The 1,716-nt window shown below is 44.3% G+C and carries 2 protein-coding genes; one reads left to right on the top strand and one right to left on the bottom strand.

From position 1 onward, the window contains the following. The first annotated feature begins 57 nt into the window (after positions 1-57). Positions 58-1,329 (top strand): replication initiation protein, encoded by a 1,272-nt coding sequence (locus tag BLX24_RS30190; protein ID WP_071506893.1) that lies wholly within the window; start codon positions 58-60, stop codon positions 1,327-1,329. Positions 1,330-1,549: 220 nt separating this feature from the next. Here BLX24_RS30190 and BLX24_RS34140 read toward each other — a convergent pair. After that, positions 1,550-1,716 (bottom strand): T9SS type A sorting domain-containing protein (locus BLX24_RS34140; RefSeq protein ID WP_143092916.1); only part of this gene is annotated, 167 nt, incomplete at its 5' end.

Here is a 1,716-nt window from a genome sequence, read left to right as displayed (position 1 = left end):
CGTTAGAAGAAATGTTTGTGATTAAGTATGTTTGTTTAAAATTCAAAAGGGTGAGCTATGGCTAAACGTAGAGATGAAGGGACGAAAGCTACGTCAACATTGGGAACACAGATTGATCTGTTCAGCGCTGACCAACGACCGGACCGCCCTTTGACACAGCATAATGATCTGATCCGTGCGCAATATGATATGTCGCTGCTGGAAATGCGATTGTTCATTGCGCTGCTTGCCCGCATCAACCGGGGAGATAAGGAGTTTTCGATCTGTAAAATCCCGGTAAACGAACTGTTTTATCAGGACGACAAAAAAAGTATTGAAGACGGAACCGATAAAACGGCCTCAAAGGTAGGAGGGAAGACCTATTCTCAAATCAAAAAGGCAGTAGTACGGCTTGCAGGCCGTACGGTTACAATCGAATCCAGAGACGAAAAAGGAAACCGCGAAATAATCAGTAACCCGCTCATGGCGACCTGCCGCTATAAAGAAAAGTCAGGGTATGTAATGGCTCAGTTTAACAATTTTGTTAAGCCCTATTTGTTGGAATTAAGCGGAGGGTTCACTACGGCGCAGGAACTGACGCTAATGAATTTCCGGAGCTTTTATTCCTTCAGAATATACTGGCTGTTGAAATTGTCTGCCTTTAAATATGACGTCATTCAGTCTGGACTGGCAGAAATGAAACAAATGTTTAATCTGGTTGGTAAGTATGCCAACTTCTCTGATTTTAAGCGCTTTGTACTGGATGTGGCGCAGGAAGAGCTGGCCGCAACCGATATGGCATTTGATTATGTGCCGAATAAAGATGGCAGAGCCGTAACAGGCGTTACATTTACTCTGCTGCGTCCTACGATGGTCAATATGATCAGTGAGGAGTTACCGGAAGCTATTCATAACCGACTGACGGCCATTGGTCTGTCACTGAAAGCATTGGCAGATATTAAGCTTCGTTTTCAGCAAGGCAAGCTGGAAGAAGAGTACATCCATTTTGTGCTGCAGTATTACGACCAGTTACAGCATAAGGCACAAATCCGCTCGCTGGCTGCCATTGTTTACAAGGCTATTATTAGTCAGCAACTGGTTCATGAGTTTACTCACTGGAAAAACAACCGCCCTGTTTATAAAGCGCCGGTTATGAAGGGGGTAGCACAAGTTACGGAAGAAGTCATCTCTTTAGCAGAATTAAAAAAAGGGTGGGAGGCAATGTTTCGCAAAGGGCTTACTCCATACGATTCGTTTGAAGCAAGTCTGGAACAGTATACGGGTAATCCGGAATATCAGTTTATTGTACGAAACGGCGTTGATTGTTTAGTGTATAAGAAAATAAAATAAGGTTTGCCAGCTCAACGGAAAGCCCGTCTACACGTGCAGAAAAGAGGAAATTAGTTATTCTGGAACATCTGGTACTCATTACGTGATTGGCCAACCCGCTGTTTGAATAAACGCATAAGATGCTGAGGGTACTTGAACCCTAATTCATTCTTATTGAAATCGTTGTATTCGCTGATGGTCTCAATCGCCGGAGTATATCCATTATGTATGTTCAGAACGCTTATTGCCTGACTACTTTCACCGTTTTTATATGGTGTCCGGAACGAACCTGAAGGAGGTAAACACCCGGGGGCGTGCCCGTAGGTAACGCGATTGTTTCGGTATGCCGCTCACTGTCAACAAGTCTTGTCTGTTCGAACAGGGTGCGGCCTGCCTGATTAACTACAG

It is taken from the genome of Arsenicibacter rosenii (assembly GCF_001870735.1).
Taxonomy (GTDB): domain Bacteria; phylum Bacteroidota; class Bacteroidia; order Cytophagales; family Spirosomataceae; genus Arsenicibacter; species Arsenicibacter rosenii.
Note: the sequence above shows the minus strand (reverse complement) of the source record. Positions and strands in the feature narration are given on the sequence as shown.

What these genes read in the sequence shown, in the direction of transcription:
- BLX24_RS30190 (WP_071506893.1), top strand. Translation starts at nt 58, where the DNA reads ATGGCTAAACGTAGAGATGAAGGGACGAAAGCTACGTCAACATTGGGA.